The sequence below is a fragment of the Actinokineospora guangxiensis genome (genome assembly GCF_042657845.1).
GTDB lineage: Bacteria > Actinomycetota > Actinomycetes > Mycobacteriales > Pseudonocardiaceae > Actinokineospora > Actinokineospora guangxiensis.
Genome location: NZ_JBHSKF010000007.1, coordinates 295,454 through 312,381, shown reverse-complemented (window position 1 = coordinate 312,381; position 16,928 = coordinate 295,454). Strand labels below are relative to the sequence as shown.

Annotated in this window: 15 protein-coding genes and 2 pseudogenes; 11 read left to right on the top strand and 6 right to left on the bottom strand. The window is 73.2% G+C overall.

Going from position 1 to position 16,928, the window contains the following annotated elements; all coding sequences use genetic code 11:
* Nucleotides 1–130 precede the first annotated feature (130 nt).
* Together ptsP and ACFPM7_RS17380 are read left to right on the top strand one after the other, a co-directional pair.
* Complete coding sequence (gene ptsP, locus ACFPM7_RS17385; RefSeq protein ID WP_378248668.1) at nt 131–1,714, top strand: phosphoenolpyruvate--protein phosphotransferase; 1,584 nt, start codon at nt 131–133, stop codon at nt 1,712–1,714.
* 92 nt (nt 1,715–1,806) lie between these two features.
* A complete protein-coding gene (locus tag ACFPM7_RS17380) occupies nt 1,807–2,079 on the top strand; it encodes an HPr family phosphocarrier protein (protein ID WP_378248667.1) in 273 nt (90 codons plus the stop codon).
* Between the two features lie 264 nt (nt 2,080–2,343).
* Here the strand turns inward: ACFPM7_RS17380 and ACFPM7_RS17375 are convergent, their stop codons facing one another.
* Nucleotides 2,344–2,538 (bottom strand): hypothetical protein, encoded by a 195-nt coding sequence (locus ACFPM7_RS17375; RefSeq protein WP_378248666.1) that lies wholly within the window; start codon nt 2,536–2,538, stop codon nt 2,344–2,346.
* 217 nt (nt 2,539–2,755) lie between these two features.
* Here ACFPM7_RS17375 and ACFPM7_RS17370 point away from each other — a divergent pair, with 217 nt between their 5' ends.
* Entirely contained in the window at nt 2,756–3,853 is a 1,098-nt protein-coding gene (locus tag ACFPM7_RS17370) for a peptidoglycan DD-metalloendopeptidase family protein (RefSeq protein WP_378248665.1), read from the top strand.
* Nucleotides 3,854–3,893: 40 nt separating this feature from the next.
* Here ACFPM7_RS17370 and ACFPM7_RS17365 read toward each other — a convergent pair whose 3' ends face one another.
* On the bottom strand, nt 3,894–4,664 hold the full coding sequence (locus ACFPM7_RS17365) for an SDR family oxidoreductase (RefSeq protein WP_378248664.1): 771 nt from the start codon (nt 4,662–4,664) through the stop codon (nt 3,894–3,896).
* A gap of 175 nt (nt 4,665–4,839) precedes the next feature.
* Here ACFPM7_RS17365 and ACFPM7_RS17360 point away from each other — a divergent pair, with 175 nt between their 5' ends.
* The 3 genes from ACFPM7_RS17360 (at nt 4,840) to ACFPM7_RS17350 (ending at nt 9,111) form a co-directional block, all read left to right on the top strand.
* The gene (locus ACFPM7_RS17360) at nt 4,840–6,468 is read left to right on the top strand and encodes an ABC-F family ATP-binding cassette domain-containing protein (protein ID WP_378248663.1); all 1,629 of its coding nucleotides are present in this window, start codon (nt 4,840–4,842) and stop codon (nt 6,466–6,468) included.
* Nucleotides 6,469–6,655: 187 nt separating this feature from the next.
* Nucleotides 6,656–6,865 carry a helix-turn-helix domain-containing protein gene (locus tag ACFPM7_RS17355; RefSeq protein WP_378248662.1) on the top strand — a complete coding sequence of 70 codons (210 nt, stop codon included), beginning with the start codon at nt 6,656–6,658 and terminating at the stop codon, nt 6,863–6,865.
* A 293-nt stretch (nt 6,866–7,158) separates the two neighbouring features.
* Nucleotides 7,159–9,111 (top strand): ABC transporter ATP-binding protein, encoded by a 1,953-nt coding sequence (locus tag ACFPM7_RS17350; RefSeq protein ID WP_378248683.1) that lies wholly within the window; start codon nt 7,159–7,161, stop codon nt 9,109–9,111.
* 14 nt (nt 9,112–9,125) lie between these two features.
* On the opposite strand, the pseudogene ACFPM7_RS17345 reads toward ACFPM7_RS17350, so the two are convergent.
* Nucleotides 9,126–9,980, bottom strand: a pseudogene (locus ACFPM7_RS17345) (AraC family transcriptional regulator); the annotation flags it as partial.
* Between the two features lie 102 nt (nt 9,981–10,082).
* Between ACFPM7_RS17345 and ACFPM7_RS17340 the strand changes: the two are divergent.
* Nucleotides 10,083–10,745: an NAD(P)H oxidoreductase gene (locus ACFPM7_RS17340; RefSeq protein WP_378248661.1), complete on the top strand. Its 663-nt coding sequence runs from the start codon at nt 10,083–10,085 to the stop codon at nt 10,743–10,745.
* A gap of 9 nt (nt 10,746–10,754) precedes the next feature.
* Here the strand turns inward: ACFPM7_RS17340 and ACFPM7_RS17335 are convergent, their stop codons facing one another.
* From ACFPM7_RS17335 to ACFPM7_RS17325, 3 genes and pseudogenes are all read right to left on the bottom strand, one after another.
* Nucleotides 10,755–11,492: a sugar isomerase domain-containing protein gene (locus ACFPM7_RS17335; RefSeq protein WP_378248682.1), complete on the bottom strand. Its 738-nt coding sequence runs from the start codon at nt 11,490–11,492 to the stop codon at nt 10,755–10,757.
* A gap of 87 nt (nt 11,493–11,579) precedes the next feature.
* Nucleotides 11,580–12,041 (bottom strand): annotated as a pseudogene (locus ACFPM7_RS17330) (nucleotidyltransferase family protein); the annotation flags it as partial.
* Nucleotides 12,042–12,082: 41 nt separating this feature from the next.
* Entirely contained in the window at nt 12,083–12,901 is an 819-nt protein-coding gene (locus ACFPM7_RS17325; RefSeq protein ID WP_378248660.1) for an alpha/beta fold hydrolase, read from the bottom strand.
* A gap of 77 nt (nt 12,902–12,978) precedes the next feature.
* Between ACFPM7_RS17325 and ACFPM7_RS17320 the strand changes: the two genes are divergently transcribed.
* Genes ACFPM7_RS17320 through ACFPM7_RS17305 form a run of 4 tightly spaced genes read left to right on the top strand, consistent with a single transcriptional unit; the run spans nt 12,979 to nt 16,927 of the window.
* Nucleotides 12,979–13,662 carry an alpha/beta hydrolase gene (locus ACFPM7_RS17320; RefSeq protein ID WP_378248659.1) on the top strand — a complete coding sequence of 228 codons (684 nt, stop codon included), beginning with the start codon at nt 12,979–12,981 and terminating at the stop codon, nt 13,660–13,662.
* A gap of 12 nt (nt 13,663–13,674) precedes the next feature.
* Nucleotides 13,675–14,964, top strand: a complete 1,290-nt coding sequence (locus ACFPM7_RS17315) for an NAD(P)/FAD-dependent oxidoreductase (protein WP_378248658.1) — start codon at nt 13,675–13,677, stop codon at nt 14,962–14,964.
* On the top strand, nt 14,961–15,686 hold the full coding sequence (locus ACFPM7_RS17310; protein ID WP_378248657.1) for a DUF1365 domain-containing protein: 726 nt from the start codon (nt 14,961–14,963) through the stop codon (nt 15,684–15,686). Before ACFPM7_RS17315 ends, ACFPM7_RS17310 begins: the two co-directional genes overlap by 4 nt.
* Before the next feature lie 5 nt (nt 15,687–15,691).
* The gene (locus ACFPM7_RS17305; RefSeq protein ID WP_378248681.1) at nt 15,692–16,927 is read left to right on the top strand and encodes a class I SAM-dependent methyltransferase; all 1,236 of its coding nucleotides are present in this window, start codon (nt 15,692–15,694) and stop codon (nt 16,925–16,927) included.
* Nucleotide 16,928 lies beyond the last annotated feature (1 nt).

The window sequence follows — 16,928 nt, the reverse complement described above, 5'->3', positions numbered from 1 at the left end:
TTGAACTGATCGCGACCGGTGCTGTGCCGGTCGATGACCTGATCACCCACCGGCTCCCGTTGGACGGTGTCCTGGAGGCCATCGACACCGTCGCCAGCGGCGTCGCCATCAAGGTCACCATCGAGCCGACATGCTGACCGGAACCCCGGCCAGCCCGGGGACGGCGGTCGGGCCGGTGGCCCGGCTCGCCCCCGCCCCCGCGCTGCCCGCCGCCAAGCCCGCGCCCGGCCCCGACGAACACGGCGCGGCGCTGGCCGCGCTGGACGAGGTCGTGGCCGAGCTGGAGGCGCGGGCGGCCGGGCTGACCGGGGAGCTGCGGGACATCATGGACACCCAGGTCATGATGGCCCGCGACCCGAGCGTCGCCGCCGGGATCAAGGCCGCCGTCGACCGCGGCGAACCCGCGGCGTGGGCGGTGCACGAGGCGTTCGGCGTGCACCTGGAGGCGCTCGCCGCCATCGGCGGGTACCTGGGGGAGCGGGTCGGCGACCTGGCCGACCTGCGCGACCGGGCCGTCGCCGTCCTGCTCGGGCTGCCCAAGCCGGGCCTGCCGGAGGGGGAGGAGCCGTACGTGCTCGTCGCCGTCGACCTCGCGCCCGCCGACACCGTCGTGCTGGACCCGGCGCGCGTGCTGGCCATCATCACCGAGAAGGGCGGGCCGACCAGCCACACCGCCATCGTCGCGCGGGCCATGGGCATCCCGGCCGTGGTGGCCTGCGCGGCGGCAGCCGAGCTGGTCCCCGGCGTCCGGGTGATCGTGGACGGGTCGGCGGGCTCGGTGGAGGTCGACCCGGCCGAGGAGACCGTGGTCGCGGTGCGGGAGGCGGCCCAGGCGCGCGCCCGCGAGCTGGCCGCGCACACCGGTCCCGGCCGCACCGCCGACGACCACCCCGTCGCGCTGCTGCTCAACATCGGCAGCGGCGACCCCGGCGGCTCCGTCGACGCCGAGGGCGTCGGCCTGTTCCGGACCGAGTTCCTCTTCCTCGACCGCACGCAAGCGCCGACCTACGAGGAGCAGCGCACCGCCTACGGCGCGGTGTTCGCCCAGTACCCCGGCCGCCCGGTCACCGTGCGCACGCTGGACGCGGGCGCGGACAAGCCGCTGCCGTTCGCCACCGCCGCCGACGAGCCGAACCCGGCCCTGGGCGTGCGCGGCTACCGCACCGCCCGCCGCCACCCCGACCTGCTCAAGGCGCAGCTGGACGCGATCGCCGCGGCCGCGGCCGAGCACACCGCCAAGGTCCGCGTCATGGCCCCCATGATCGCCACCCCCGACGAGGCGGCCGACTTCGCCGCCGCGGCCCGCGCCGCCGGGCTCACCGACGTCGGTGTCATGATCGAGATCCCGGCCGCAGCCCTGCGCGCCCCCGCCCTGCTGGCCGAGGTCGACTTCGCCAGCATCGGCACCAACGACCTCTCCCAGTACACCTTCGCCGCCGACCGCATGCTCGGCGACCTCGGCGACCTGCTCGACCCCGCCCAGCCCGCGCTGCTCACCCTGGTGCACATGGTCGCCCGCGCGGGTGCCACCGTCGGCAAGCCCGTCGGCATCTGCGGCGAGGCCGCCGCCGACCCCGGCCTGGCCCCCGTGCTCGCCGGCCTCGGCGTCACCAGCCTGTCGATGTCGGCCCCCGCCGTCCCCGCCGTCCGCGCCGCCCTGCGCACCCGCACCTTCGCCGACTGCACCGACCTGGCCGCCCGAGCCCTGAAGTAGCGCCGCCCCAAGCGCGGCCCCAGCCCTGAGCAGCCGCCGCTCTCACCGCAGCCACGCCACCGGAGCCCATCCCCCCAAGCAAGGAGACCGCAATGCCCACCCGCCGCGTCACCATCGGCTCCAAGGTCGGCCTGCACGCCCGCCCCGCCCGCCTCCTCGTCGAAGCCGCCACCGCCGCGCCCGCCCCGGTCCGCATCGGCCGCACCGAGGCCGAGGCCGTCCCGGCCACCAGCATCCTGGCGGTGATGTCCCTGGGCATCGCGGGCGGCGAGGAGGTCGTCCTGACCGCCGACGGCGACGGCGCCGAGACCGCCCTCGCCGACATCGCCGCCCTGCTCTCGAAGGATCTGGATTCGGCTGCCTAGCTTGCCGATGGGTCACCCGGCCCTGGCTTTCCATCCGCTTCGCCGACCGAAGGGGAATCGCCGGTGTCCGAGGACTTGCGGGGGAGCGCCTCTACGACATCGGACACACGTCGAGCCCGTGTCGCCCGCTTCCGCGACAGGACGGCGGCGATGCCCACGACGAGGATCGGCACGCCGTAGAAGCACAGCGTGAGGATGAGTGGGCCCCGTGTCTGACCGGTGGCCACGTAGATGTGTCGAGGGACGCCATCCCCAAAAGAAGGGTCACCCCACCCGCCACGCCCAGCGCCATGTGGCGGGACAGCTTGCCCGACCACACGCGGAGATGAGGCTGAACAGGTAGCTGTCGAACGCCAGAACGACGAAAGCGGCGCAGAACACCCCGAGCGTCCTGGTGTTCGCGCGGCCGGATCGCCCGAACAAGATGATGATCCCCGTGAACACGAAGCCGGCGAGCACTCCAGCCAGCTGAGAGTTCGTCGGGGCCGAGGTGATGACGCTCCACCCGTTGCGCAATCAGGGGTCCGTGTCCATGTGCGGGGGATCGGGAGGCTCGGCCACTCGTTGGCGCCGCTGTCGTCGCATGTCTCGTGACTTCTCCACCAACCGTCCTCATACTGTGTGCGATCACTCGCACACAGGAGGTCGCGTGTCCCCTGCCTTACGCATCCCTGTCTTGGCCGCCGCCACCCTCACGGCAGCTGTCCTCTTCGCCCCGACCACCACCGCCGCCCCGCCGGGCGACCCGGTCCCGTCCGTCATCGCCGCGATGCCCGCCGGGGCCTCGCCCAAGGTCACCATCACCCGGTCCGCGGACGGATGGGCGTTCGGCACCGCCGTCGCCCACGGCGCGCCGGGGACCGACAAGATGCCCGACGGGTGGCTGTTCCTCGCCGAGCGCACGCCGAAGGGCTGGCGGGCGGCGCTCGACGGGCAGCAGGCGTTCGCCGAGCTGGCGGCCAAGTCGCCATTGGTGAACGTGGTGGAGAAGCCCCTGTTCGCCAAGCAGAACGGGACGCAGGCCGGGGGTGACTTCCGCACCGGGATGGCGCTGCCGTGGGCCACCGGGCAGACCTGGGCGATGCCCGGCGGGCCGCACGGCTGGGCGGGGGCGCCGCGGCCGTGGAGTTCGCTGGACCTCGCGGGCGGGGACCAGCGGGTTCGGGCCGTGCGGGCCGGGACGGCGTACACGATGTGCAAGGGGTGGGTCCGGGTGATCCACGACCGCGGCTACGCCACCGATTACTACCATCTTTGGAACAACATCAACGTCAACGGCGTCCCCGTCGCGGCGGGGGCCTACCTCGGGGACACGGGCACCGACGTCACCTGCGGCGGCTCGGCGCTCGGGCGCCACGTGCACTTCGCGCTGCGGCAGAACAGCGCCTACGTCGACATCGCCGGGCACAGCATCGGCAAGTGGACCCCCGCCAACGGCGGCGCCGCCTACCAGGGCTCCGCGCTGCACGGCAGCGCCCGGGTCTACCCCGGCGGCTCCCTCTACAACTACGGCGCGCTCGGCTTCACCCAGGGCGTGGTCGACACCAACGGCGGCGGCAGCGTCAACAAGCGCTCCGGCCCCGGCACCGGGTACGGCGTCGTCGGGTCCGTGACCGACGGCGCGACGGTCACCGTCTCGTGCTCGGCCAACGGCACATCGCACACCGGGCGCTACGGGAGCACCAGCCTGTGGAACCGGCTCTCCGACGGAACCTGGATGAGCGACGCGTTCCTCTGGACCGGCGTCAACGGGCCGGTGGCCGGGAACTGCTAGGATCTGCCGGTGGCGGGTCCGCGCGGACCCGCCACCGGGCTCAGCCCAGCGTGCCGGTCGCCAGCAGGCCGCCGTCCACGCGGACGGTCTCGCCGGTGATCCAGGCCGCGCGCTCCGATGCCAGGAACGCCACCAGCTCGGCGACGTCCTCCGGGGTGCCCAGGCGCTTCATCGGGTACGACGACGCGGTCCGCTCCTCGCCCTCGGCGTACAGCGCCTCGGCGAAGCGGGTCTTCACCACCCCGGGCGCGACCGCGTTCACCCTGATCTTCGGCCCGAGCTGCCAGGCCAGCTCCTCGGTCAGCCGGATCAGCGCCGCCTTCGAGGCCCCGTACGCCGCGATCACGCCGGTCGAGCGCAGCCCGGCGACCGAGGCGATGTTGACGATCGCGCCCCCGTGTTCGAGCATCCAGGCCTTCGCCGCCAGCTGCACGTACCCCAGCGCCGCCACGACGTTGGTGTCGAAGATCTTGCGCACGCCGTCGAGGTCGACGTCGACCAGCGGACCGTAGACCGGGTTGATCCCGGTGTTGTTGACCAGCACGTCCAGGCTGCCGAACTCGGCCATCGCCGCCTCGACGACCCCGGCGCGGTCGTCGTCGCGGCCGGTGTTGGCCGCCACCACCAGCACCCGCGCCCTGGGCACCGCCGAGCGGATCTGGGCGGCGGCGGCCTCCAGGGCGTCCAGCTTGCGCGCGGTCAGGGTGACCGCGGCGCCGCCGCGGGCCAGTTCGGTGGCGATGGCCAGGCCGATGCCGCGGCTGGCCCCGGTGACCAGCGCGGTCTTCCCCGAGTACTCGGCAGTAGTCATAGCGGGCACTGTAGCTAAGCGAGCGCTTAGTAGCGAGGGTGGGAAACCGGGTCGCGCCCTGCGGCTACACTCGGGGCGTGGTCTTCATCGACTGATCGGCAGGTGCCGCCCGCGGGCCGAAGCACGCGGGCCGATGTCCCCTGCCCTGATCGACCACCCGTTCGGAGAATCTCTCGTGATCACCGCCACTGACCTGGAACTGCGCGCGGGCTCGCGCATCCTGCTCGCCGACGCCGCGCTGCGCATCCAGCCGGGCGACCGCATCGGCCTCGTCGGCCGCAACGGCGCGGGCAAGACCACCACGCTGCGCGTCCTCGCGGGCGAGGGCGAGCCCTACGGCGGCAGCGTGCGCCGCACCGGCGAGCTGGGCTACCTGCCGCAGGACCCGCGCGAAGGCGACCTGTCGGTCACCGCCAAAGACCGCGTGCTCTCCGCGCGCGGGCTGGACGAGCTGGCCAGGGAGATGGAGAAGGCCCAGTCGGCGATGGCCGAACTGGCCGACGAGGCCGCCCGGGAGAAGGCCGTCCGCAAGTACGGGCGCATGGAGGAGCGCTTCTCCGCGCTCGGCGGGTACGCCGCCGAGAGCGAGGCGGCGCGGATCTGCGCGAACCTCGGCCTGGCCGACCGCATCCTCGCCCAGCAGCTGAGCACGCTCTCCGGCGGCCAGCGCCGCCGCGTCGAGCTGGCGCGCATCCTCTTCGCCGCCTCCGAGGCGGGCGCGGGCGGCGGCTCCGGCACGATCCTGCTGCTGGACGAGCCCACCAACCACCTCGACGCCGACTCCATCGGCTGGCTGCGCGGCTTCCTCAAGCAGCACAGCGGCGGCCTGGTGGTCATCAGCCACGACGTCGAGCTGCTCGGCGACGTCGTCAACAAGGTGTGGTTCCTCGACGCCACCCGCGGCGAGGTCGACCTCTACAACATGGGCTGGCAGCGCTACCTCGACGCGCGCGCCGCCGACGAGAAGCGCCGCCGCCGCGAGCGCGCCAACGCCGAGAAGAAGGCCGGGGCGCTCATGGCCCAGGCCGACAAGATGCGCGCCAAGGCGACCAAGGCCGTCGCCGCCCAGAACATGATCAAGCGCGCCGAGAAGCTCGTCTCCGGCCTCGACGACATCCGCCAGGCCGACAAGGTCGCCAAGATCCGCTTCCCGGAGCCCGCCCCCTGCGGCCGGACCCCGCTCACCGCCGAGGGCCTGAGCAAGTCCTACGGCTCGCTGGAGGTCTTCACCGGCGTCGACCTCGCCATCGACCGCGGCTCGCGGGTGGTGATCCTCGGCCTCAACGGCGCGGGCAAGACCACCCTGCTGCGGCTCATGGGCGGCATGGAGAAGGCCGACTCCGGCAGCGTGGTCCCCGGTCACGGCCTGCGCATCGGCTACTACGCCCAGGAGCACGAGACCCTCGACCACGACGCCAGCGTGTGGGCCAACGTGCGCCACGCCGCCCCGGACGCCCCCGAGCAGCAGCTGCGCTCGCTGCTGGGCACCTTCCTGTTCCAGGGCGAGCAGCTCGACCAGCCCGCCGGGACGCTCTCCGGCGGCGAGAAGACCCGGCTCGCGCTCGCCGGCCTGGTCTCCAGCGCGGCCAACGTGCTGCTGTTGGACGAGCCCACGAACAACCTGGACCCGGCCAGCCGCGAGCAGGTCCTCGACGCGCTGCGCCGCTACTCCGGGGCGGTCGTGCTGGTCACGCACGACCCCGGCGCGGTGGAGGCCCTCCAACCCGAGCGGGTGATCCTGTTGCCCGACGGCAGCGAGGATCACTGGTCCGCCGACTACCTCGAACTCGTGCAACTTGCGTAGATAACCCCGTTTTCCTGGGGATCGACAAATGAGAGATCACGGACCGTCCCCACTTCGGTATCGGCCGTGATCACCGTGTTGGACACGTTTTCGCCATCTCGTCTGGCATTCCGCGCGACTGTGTTCGATCATTGCGGCGGTAGGGGTCTTCCGTGGTCCCCTGCCACTCGCGACGGAAGGCGGAAACGTGGCTGACCTCAAGAAAGGCGCGCGGATCACTGGCGCCACGCGCGACAAGCTGGCCGGCGATCTGAAGAGGAAGTACGAGAAGGGCGCCAGCATCCGAGCGCTCGCGGAAAGCACTGGACGGTCCTATGGATTCGTGCACCGCGTGCTCTCGGAGTCGGGTGTGACCCTGCGGGGCAGGGGCGGGGCGACCCGCACCAAGAAGAAGTAGTCGCCAGCCGGCGATCGCAGCGGTTCCGGTGTGGTGCCAACATCGGAATCCGCTGCGGAAACCGGTTCGATCCGACGAATCGACAGCGGAATGGGCTTGTCCCATCCGCATGATCGATCCCGGGCCGCACCAGTCCGGTGTGGACTCGGCGTCGCCCCCCGCTCCCGGCTGTGCCCGAGCGGTTACCCGGAGCGTGTGCGGGGAACATCCCCGAGCGTCCCGGCGTTGGACCCTGGCTGGGGTTCGAGGGGAGACGGTCGGTGGACAACGCGCGCACGTTCATGCGCGGCTCGATGCGGGCCGCGGACACACCCAAGGCGCTGCGGGCCGGGACCCTGCGGCGGGTCTGGGCGTTCAGCGGCAGGCACCGCGGCAGGCTGGCGGCCTTCCTCGGGTTGACCGTGCTGGGCGCGGTCCTCACCGTGAGCACACCGCTGCTCGCGGGCCGGGTGGTCGACGAGATCGTGGCGGGCTCGTCGGCCTCGACGGTGGTGTGGCTCGCGGTGGCCATCGCCGCGCTCGCGGTGGTGGCCGCGGGTCTCGGCCTGGCCGAGCGCTGGCAGTCCGCGCGCATCGGCGAGGGCCTGATCCACGACCTGCGCCGCGCCGTCTACGAGCACGTCCAGCGGATGCCGGTGGCGTTCTTCACCCGCACCCGCACGGGCGCGCTGGTCAGCAGGCTCAACAACGACGTCCTCGGCGCGCAGCGCGCGTTCACCTCGACGCTGGCCGGGCTCGTCACCAACGTCATCCAGCTGCTGCTCTCCCTCGGCGTGATGCTCACGCTGTCCTGGCAGGTCACCGCCCTGGCGCTGGTGCTGCTGCCGGTGTTCGTGCTGCCCACCCGCCGGATGGGCCGCAGGATGGCCGAGCTGCAGCGGGAATCGGCCGACCTCACCTCGGCCATGCACACCCAGATGACCGAGCGCTTCTCCGCGCCCGGCGCGACCCTGGTCAAGCTGTTCGGCGACCCGGGCGCCGAGGCCGGGGAGTTCGGCGCGCGGGCGGGGCGGGTCCGCGACATCGGCGTGCGCACCGCGATGGCGACCCGCTGGTTCATGACCGGGCTGCAGTTGGTGTCCGCGCTCGCCCAGGCCCTGGTCTACGGGCTCGGCGGCTACCTGGCCCTGCGCGGCGAGCTGGCCCCGGGCACGGTGGTGGCCCTCGCACTGCTGCTGACCAGGCTCTACACGCCGCTGACGGCGCTGGCCAACGCGCGCGTGGACATGATGACGGCGCTGGTGTCCTTCGAGCGCGTCTTCGAGGTGCTGGACCTCAAGCCGATGATCGAGGAGCGGCCCGGGGCGCGCGCCCTGCCCGCGGGCCCGGTGTCGGTGGAGTTCGAGGACGTGCGCTTCGGGTACCCGTCGGCGGACAAGGTCTCCCTGGCCTCGCTGGAGGAGGTCGCGGTGCTCGACCGGCGCGGCGGCACGGAGGTGCTGCACGGCATCTCCTTCACGGCGGAGCCGGGTCAGCTGGTGGCGCTGGTCGGCTCGTCGGGCGCGGGCAAGTCCACCATCGCCTCGCTGGTGCCGCGGCTCTACGACGTGGAGTCCGGCGCCGTGCGGCTGTCCGGGGTGGACGTGCGCGAGCTGTCCTTCGCCGCGCTGCGCGGCGCCGTCGGCGTCGTCACCCAGGACGGGCACCTGTTCCACGACACCATCCGCGCCAACCTGGCCTACGGCGCGCCGTCGGCCACCGAGGCCGAGCTGTGGAACGCCCTCGACGCCGCCCGGCTGCGCGCTCTGGTCGCGTCCCTGCCCGACGGGCTGGACACCGTCGTCGGCGAGCGCGGCTACCGCCTCTCCGGCGGCGAGCGGCAGCGGCTGACCATCGCCCGGCTGCTGCTGGCCCAGCCGAAGGTGGTCGTGCTGGACGAGGCGACCGCGCACCTGGACTCCTCATCGGAGGTCGCGGTGCAGGAGGCGCTGACCAGCGCCCTGCGCGGGCGCACGGCGATCGTCATCGCCCACCGGCTGTCCACGGTCCGCGCCGCGGACAAGATCCTCGTGGTGGAGGACGGCCGGATCGTGGAGCAGGGCACGCACACCGACCTGCTGGCCGCCGACGGCCGCTACGCCGAGCTGCACCGCACTCAGTTCGCCACCGGAGACGCCACCGGAGACGCCACCGCGGACACCACAGGGGACACCGCCGGGGACACCGCCGGGGACTCCGGGGACTCCGCCGGGCGGGACGCGCGGGTGCGGAACTCGGTCGGGGTGATGCCGCGCAGCCGCTTGTAGGCCGAGCTGAACCCGAACGCGTCGGCGTAGCCGACGGCCTGGGCGACCTGGCCGACGGTGCGGCCCGGGTCCTGCAGCAGCTCCTCGGCCTCGACCATGCGCCACTCGGTCAGGTAGGCCAGCGGCGGCTGGCCCATCACCTCGGTGAACCGGCGGGCCAGCAGCGCCCGCGACACCCGGGCCCGCGCGGCGAGGTCGGCCACCGTCCAGCGGGCGAAGGGCGCGCCGTGGATGGCGTCGAGGGCGGGGCCGACGACCGGGTCGGAGAGCCCGCGGTACCAGCCGGGGGCGCGGTCGCCCTGCCCGGCCAGCCACTCGCGCAGCGTGCACACCAGGCCCCAGTCGACCAGCCGGTCCATCAGCGCCTGCGCGCCCGCGCCGTGCGTGGTGATCTCGATGGCCGCGCCCTCCAGCCACGGGCACAGGTCGCTCTCCCCGCTGACGACGAGCACGTCGGGCAGCGCCTGGAGCAGCCGCTTGTGCCGCTGCCCGCTGGCCCGGTACGCGCCGACGACCAGGGCGGTGGAGACCTCGGCGTCGGGGTGCTCGCCGCCGAGGGGCTGCCCGTCGGAGCAGCCGTCGCCGACGAAGCAGGCGATCTCGTACTGCTCGTGCGCGGCGGTGGGCGTCTCCGGGCAGTCGGTGAGCTGGAACGGCTGGGCGCCCTGCACGACCGCGGTCTCCCCGGCGCTGACCGCGCGCCGGGTCCCGTCGGCGAGCACCAGCGTGCCGCCGCCGCGCACCACCGTCACCATCACCAGGGGCGCCCGGTCGGCGAAGCGGATGCTCCACGGCGCGGACAGCTCGGCGTGGGCCACCACCGAGCCCTCCGCGCGGATGCCGCTCAACAGCGCGCTCAACGGGTCCATGCCCGCGACTGTATACGTTCGGACATGGATCGGAGACTTCCAGCCATGGAACGTCTAGACGATCACCGGTGGAATGGGATCACCTCAGCAGAAGGAGAAACCGTGACCGCCACCGCGCTCGTCGTCCTCGCCCACCACCGCCCCGACTCCCTCACCGCCCACATCGCCGGGCTCGCCGCCCGCGAACTCGCCGCGGGCGGCTACCAGGTCGACGTGCTCGACCTGCACCACGAGGGCTTCGACCCGCGCATGACCGTCGCCGACCAGCCCGACTGGGGCAACCGGGAGAAGCTCTACTCGGCCGAGACCGAGGCCCACATGAAGCGCCTGCTGGCCGCCGACCTCGTGGTCTTCGCCTTCCCCGTCTACTGGCAGAACGTCCCGGCGATCCTCAAGGGCTGGATCGACCGGGTGTGGAACTACGGCTTCGCCTACGGCCGCAGCAAGCCCCGCCTGGCGGGCAAGCGCGTGCTGTGGCTCGGCCTGGCGGGCGCCTCCGCCGAGGACCCGATGACCGAGGGCATGCACGCCTTCCTGTCCGCCCAGCTCAACGACGGCATCGCCTACTACTGCGGCTTCGGCGAGAGCCGGGTCGCGATGCTGACCGACGCCGAGGACAAGCCGCAGACCGTCTCCGAGGACGGCGTCCTGCACATCGGCGAGGCCATCACCGGCGAAGCCCGCCGGGCCCACTACGCCGCGTTCGAGGCCACGGCGCTCGCGCACGTGCGCGAGTTCGCCGCCGCCGGAATGGTCCCCGCCTGAGCGGGCCGGTCAGCCCAGGTTGGGGACGCGTTCGCCGTAGGAGTCGAGCAGCCCGGCGTTGGCCGCGTCTCCACCCTCCACATTGGAGCTGCGCCAGCGGGGGAGGGTGATGCCCTCGGCCTCGGCGCGGTCGTGCAGGCGGGCCAGCAGCAGGTTCCACAGCAACGCGTTGCACAGGGTGGACAGCGACGAGGTGACCGGGGAGGCCGGGGGGTAGGCGACGTCGCCGGGGCCGGTCAGCGTGTCCAGCACGATCGTGGCGTGGTGGGCGAGCAGACCGCCCGCGCGCCGGGTCGCGCCCGCCGACGACGCGGGCGAGGTCACCGCGACGACCGGGCAGCCCGCGTCGAGCGCGGTCTTGGCCAGCTCCACCGGGAACGGGTTGACCCCGGAGTTGGAGAAGATGAACAGCACCTCGTGGCCGGTGCGCGCGACTCCGGCGAAGACCTCGGCGGCCAGGCCGGAGCGGCGCTCGGCCGCGGTGGCCTGGCGGGCGCCGCCGAAGACCTGGAGGTCGTCGTGCACCAGCGGGCGCACGCAGGCGAGGCCGCCTGCGCGGAAGAACGTCTCGGCCACCGCGGCCAGCGAGTGCCCGGCGCCGGAGGTCAGCACGATCCCGTCGGCGCGCACGCACGCCAGCACGAGGTCGGCGGCGTCGTCCAGGGCGTCGGCGTTGTGCTCGGCGACCTTCGCCAGGTGCGCGAGTGCCAGCTCGCCGTAGGTGTCCACGGGGCCTCCAAGTCGGATGAGGTCTTGCGGGCGGTCGGCGTCGGCGCCGTCGGCGACGTCCTCGCACGGGACGTCGACCACGGGCCTGCCGGAGAGGTAGGGACGGGCGCCGGTGTCGCCGACGGCCAGCTCGGCGACACCGGCCCAGTGCTCGCCGCCGATCAGCGCGGGGTGCCCCGGCCTGCCGTGGTAGGTCGCGCGGGCCAGGGCGTCCGGGGCTGAGCGCTCGACCAGCCGGGCGACGGCCGCCGCCGTGATGCCGGGGGTGTCCACTGTGAGCACGACCGCCGCGCTCTCCCCGGCGAGGGCGGCGAGTCCGGCGCGCAGCGACGAGCCCATGCCCTGCGCCCAGTCCGGGTTGGCCACCACCCGCACGCCGGTGCCGCGCAGGTGCTCGGCGACGGTCTCGCCCGCCGCTCCGACGACCACGACCACCGGTGAGCAGCCACCGTCGACGAGCGCGCGGACCGCGTGGTCGACGAGGAGTTCGCCGCGGAAGCGCGCCAGCGCCTTGGGCATGCCGAACCGGGTTCCCGCGCCCGCGGCGAGGAGGAGTCCGGCGGTCATGGGGCAGCAGCTTAGCGCTGTTGCCCCGTGGTGATCCAGAACTACGTCAGGTGCGCGATCAGAAGGGCCGCAACGGCTTCCGGCGCGTCCCAGTGCGGCCGGTGCGACACCTCGTCCAGCATCTCGAAATGGTATGGACCATTTGCCCACTTCGCGCAGCTCAGCGCGGCCGTCGAGCCGACGGCGACGTCCTCGGTGCCCCAGAGGTACAGCACCGGCACCGAGACCGGGTCCGGCAGCACCGGCCGCCGCGACGCGCGGAACCAGTTGAGCGCGGCGCTCAGCGCGTCCGGTTCGGACAGGCGGGTCACGTAGTCGGCGACCGCCGACGGCGGCAGCCGGTGCTCGAAGACCGCGCGCAGGGCGGCGGCGTCGTCGGCCAGCAGCCGCCGCTCGGCCGAGCGCTCCTTGAACAGCGTCAGGTGCTGGGAGCGCATCGCCTGGTCCTCGTCGGTGCGGGCCGCCTCGGCCAGCGCGCACGGGTGCGGCGCGGACAGCGCGGCCAGCGTGCGCACGCGGTCGGGGTGCGCGGCGGCGGTGTGCCAGCCGACCACCGCGCCCACGTCGTGGCCGACGAGGTCGAAGGTGTCCCAGCCGCAGGCGTCGGCGATGGCCAGCACGTCGCCGACCAGCTCGTCCACGTGGTAGTCGCCAGGGTCGGCCGGGCGCACACCGGGGGAGTAGCCGCGCTGGTCGACGGCCAGCGCGCGGTAGCCCGCCCTGGCCAGCGCCACCACCTGGTGCTCCCAGGCCGAGGCGGCCTCGGGAAAGCCGTGCAGCAGCAGCACCGGCCTGCCCTCGCCCGCGGTGATGCCGTCGAAGGTGCCCGCCGCCGTGGTCACACCCACGTGTTCGATCACGGCCGCAGAGTAGCCGTGGCCCACGACACGCGCGCCGCGACCAATCCTTCCGGCCCCGGGCTTGCGAAGATGACGGTGTGACCGAACACAGCCCCAGCCTGCGCTCCTTCAGCGGGGGCGACGCCGAGGCCGCCGTCGTGGTGCTGCACGGCGGGCGGGAGTGGAGCACGGCCGCCGTCGCCTCCCACCAGCTCGCTTACCTGCGGATGGTCCCGTTCGCCAAGGACATCGCCCGACGGGGTGACGGCGTGGCCGTCTACCTGCTCAAGAACCGCTACCGCGGGTGGAACCCGCCGCACGAGCACCCGGTCCAGGACGCGAAGTGGGCGCTGGAGCAGGTCCGGCAGCGGCACGGCGACATCCCGGTCGTGCTGGTCGGGCACTCGATGGGCGGGCGGGTCGCGCTGCGCGTGGCCGGGGCGCCCGGCGTCGTCGGGGTGTGCCTGCTCGCGCCCTGGATCAAGAACGAGCCGGTCGAGCAGCTGGCGGGCCGGGCCGTGCTCATCGCCCACGGCGACCGCGACCGCACCACCGACCCGCGGGCCTCCTTCCGCTTCGCCGAGCGCGCCCGCGCCGTCACCGACCGCGTCGCCCGCTTCGACGTCGCGGGCGCGGGCCACGGCATGCTCCGCAAGGCCCCCGCCTGGACCAGGCTGACCACGTCCTTCGCCCTCGGCGCGCTCGGCACCAAACCTCTCGATCCGGTGATTACGAATGCCTGGCGACAGCCCGCACCAGATGGCCTGCGGGTGCCGATGTAGAGGGAGGACACCGTGCAGGGTGCTCGCGAGCGGGTCGCGGTGATTGGCAGCGGGGTGTCCGGCCTCACCGCCGCCTACCTCCTGCAGCGCCGCTACGACGTGGCTCTGTTCGAGTCCGACGAGCGGCTGGGCGGTCACGCCCACACCCACGACCTGCCCACCGCCGACGGCCGCGTCGCCGCCGTGGACAGCGGGTTCATCGTGCACAACGAGCGCACCTACCCCAACCTGCTGCGGCTCTTCGGCGAGCTGGGCGTGGCCACCCGCGACTCGGAGATGTCGATGAGCGTGCGCTGCGAGGGCTGCGGCCTGGAGTACGCGGGCGCGCGCGGCCCCCGCGGCCTCTTCGCCCAGCCCGCCAGCCTCGCCAACCCGCGCTACCTGCGCATGCTCGCCGAGATCAAGCGCTTCCACGTGCACGCGCGGCGCGTCCTGCGCGAGGACCCGGGCGATGTCACCCTGCGCGCGTTCGTGGTGATCGGCGGCTACTCCCGCTACTTCGTGGACCACTTCCTCATCCCGGTCGTCTCCGCCGTCTGGTCGGCCGGGCCGGAGCTGTCGATGCGCTACCCAGCCCGCTACCTGTTCGAGTTCCTCCAGCACCACGGCATGCTGGCCGTCACCGGCTCCCCGCAGTGGCGCACGGTCGTCGGTGGCTCGCGCAGCTACGTCGAGCGGGCCGCCAAGGGCCTGTCCGCGGTGCACGTGTCGACGCCGGTCCGGGCGGTCCTGCGCCACGGCGACCGCGTCGAGGTCCGCGACGACGCCGACGACGTCCACACCTTCGACAAGGTGGTCGTCGCCACCCACCCCGACCAGGCGCTGCGCCTGCTCGCCGAGCCCACCGCCGCCGAGAGCCGGGTGCTGGGCGCCTTCGAGTACTCGGTCAACGAGACCCTGCTGCACACCGACACCGCGGTCCTGCCCACGGCGGCGGGCGCGGCGGCGTCGTGGAACTACCTCAAGCCCGCCTGCTCGGTCGCCGACGGGCCGGTGCGGGTCAGCTACGACATGAACCGGCTGATGCGGCTCACCGAGCCCGAGCGCTACGTCGTCACCCTCAACGCCCCCGACCGCGTCGACGAGGCCAAGGTGCTGCGCAGGATGGTCTACGAGCACCCCATCTACACCCCCGAGTCGCTGGCCGCGCAGCGCGAGCTGCCCGGCCTCAACGACGCCCGCGTCGCCTACGCGGGCGCCTACCACGGGTGGGGCTTCCACGAGGACGGCTGCGCCTCCGGCGTCCGCGCGGCCGAGCACTTCGGCACGGGGTGGGCGCGACCCTCGGGGTCCACACCGTGACGCCGAGACTCGCCGACGCCGTCCTCTACGACAGCACCGTCGCCCACGCCCGCCGCGAGCGCATGGACCGCACGTTCCGCCACAAGGTGCACTACTGGCTGGTCGATCTCGACCGGCTGCCCGATCTGGGGCCGTTCGCCCGTTTCCGCGCCGCCGACCACCTCGGCGACCCGACCAGGTCCATCAAGGACAACCTGGCGGCCTGGCTGGCGGGGCAGGGCGTCCAGGTCCGGGGACGGGTGCTCATGCTCGCCAACGCGCGCGTGCTGGGCTACGTGTTCAACCCGCTGACCGTCTTCTGGGTGCACGACGAGCACGGCGAGGTCGAGTGCGTCGTCGCCGAGGTGCACAACACCTACGGCGAACGGCACTGCTACCTGCTGCGTCCGGACGAGCACGACGCGGCCCGTGTGGACAAGCAGTTCTACGTCTCCCCCTTCCTGGAGATGGGTGGCCGCTACCTGATGCGGGTGCCGCTTCCCGATGACAGGCTTTCCGTCGCGGTCACGCTCGAACAGAACGGGACCACACCGTTCACCGCGACGCTCACCGGCGCGCGGGTGCGACCCACCATCGGGGAGGTGGTGCGGATGGTGCTGCGCGGGCGGCTCCTGCCGCAGCGGGTCAGCGCCCTCATCCGCAGGCACGGCGTCGCGCTCTGGCTGCGCCGAGTCCCCGTTGTCCCCCGACCCCAGCACGTGCCCCAGGAGGGTGTCCAGTGACCGAGATGCCGACCCGTGAGACGGACCGCCCCGATCCGTCCGGGGACAGGTGGGGATCGCTGTTCACCCCGCCGCGCAGCCCCTTGCGCGCCCGCGTGGCCCGCGCGCTGTTCGCCAACGCCGTGCGCGGCCTGCCCGTGCGCGTCGTCTACGCCGACGGCGACCAGGCCGGAGCGGGCGGACCGGGCTCGCCGGTCATGCACATCGCCCGGCCCGGCGCGTTCTTCCACCGCCTCGGCGCCGACGCCAAGATCGGCTTCGGCGAGAGCTACATGGCGGGCGACTGGACCAGCACCGCGCTGGTGGAGCTGCTGACCGAGTTCGCCGCGCGGATGAGCACCCTCATCCCGCCGCGGCTGCAGGCGTTCCGCCGCTGGGTCGACCGCCGCCAGCCCGCCGCGGAGGAGAACACGGTCGAGAACTCGCGCAGCAACATCCAGCGCCACTACGACCTGTCCAACGACCTGTTCGCCACCTTCCTCGACCAGACCATGACCTACTCGTCGGCCCTCTTCGCCCCCGGGGAGACCGACCTGCGCGCGGGCCAGCTCCGCAAGATCGACAGCGTGCTGGACCACGCCCGCGTCGGCGCGGGCAGCGAGGTCCTGGAGATCGGCACCGGCTGGGGCGCCCTGGCCATCCGCGCGGCGCAGCGCGGGGCCGTGGTCACCACCCACACCCTGTCGGCGGAGCAGAAGGCGCTGGCCGAGACCCGCATCGCCGAAGCGGGCGTCGCCGACCGCGTCCGGGTCGTGCTGCGCGACTACCGCGAGGCCCAGGGCTCCTTCGACGCCGTGGTCAGCGTGGAGATGATCGAGGCGGTCGGCGAGCGCTACTGGCCGACCTACTTCAGCACCGTCGACCGGCTGCTCAAGCCCGGCGGCCGCTTCGGCCTGCAGTCCATCACCATGCCCCACGACCGCATGATGGCCACGCGCGAGTCGTACACGTGGATCCACAAGTACATCTTCCCCGGCGGCATCATCCCGTCGAACGAGTCGATCGAGCGCACCGTCACCGAGCACACCGGCATGCGCGTGCACGCGGTGCACGACTTCGGCCTGGACTACGCCGAGACCCTGCACCAGTGGCGGGTGCGCTTCCTGGACCGGTGGGAGCGGGTGGCGGCGCTGGGCTTCGACCAGACGTTCCGGCGGATGTGGGAGTTCTACCTGGCCTACTGCGAGGCTGGCTTCCGCTCCGGCTACCTCAACGTCCGCCAGCTCTCGATCGGGCGGTAGC

Bases quoted from the DNA above. Each gene is read 5' to 3' on its own strand.
- ptsP (WP_378248668.1), top strand. From the start codon at position 131: ATGCTGACCGGAACCCCGGCCAGCCCGGGGACGGCGGTCGGGCCGGTG.
- ACFPM7_RS17380 (WP_378248667.1), top strand. From the start codon at position 1,807: ATGCCCACCCGCCGCGTCACCATCGGCTCCAAGGTCGGCCTGCACGCC.
- ACFPM7_RS17365 (WP_378248664.1), bottom strand. From the start codon at position 4,664: ATGACTACTGCCGAGTACTCGGGGAAGACCGCGCTGGTCACCGGGGCC.
- ACFPM7_RS17350 (WP_378248683.1), top strand. From the start codon at position 7,159: ATGCGGGCCGCGGACACACCCAAGGCGCTGCGGGCCGGGACCCTGCGG.
- ACFPM7_RS17305 (WP_378248681.1), top strand. From the start codon at position 15,692: ATGCCGACCCGTGAGACGGACCGCCCCGATCCGTCCGGGGACAGGTGG.